Consider the following 262-nt stretch of genomic DNA (forward strand, 5'->3'; position numbering starts at 1 on the left):
GCGCGGGTGCGTCTCCCCGAAGGCGTGGGTGACGTACCGCTCCGAGGTCCTGCGGCAGGCGTCGATCCTCGTGTCGGGGTCGGTGATCATCGTCCTGGGCCTCGTCTTCGCCCTGGGCCTCGTGATCGGGATCCAGGGCGCCTACGCGGCCCAGCAGGTCGGCACCCCGTCGGTGGCCGGCGCGTTCGCGGCGATCGCGGACCTGCGCGAGATCGGCCCCTACGCGTTCGGCTACATGATGGCCGCGAAGGTCTCCACGGGC

1 protein-coding gene is annotated in these 262 nt (G+C 72.1%); it reads left to right on the plus strand.

Annotation, left to right across the window (positions count from 1 at the left end):
• Positions 1 to 28: 28 nt before the first annotated feature.
• The coding region (locus SK069_RS20365) for an ABC transporter permease (RefSeq protein WP_319956071.1) at positions 29 to 262 on the plus strand (234 nt) is incomplete at its 3' end.

This window comes from Patulibacter brassicae, assembly GCF_033949425.1.
Classification (GTDB): Bacteria; Actinomycetota; Thermoleophilia; order Solirubrobacterales; family Solirubrobacteraceae; genus Patulibacter; species Patulibacter brassicae.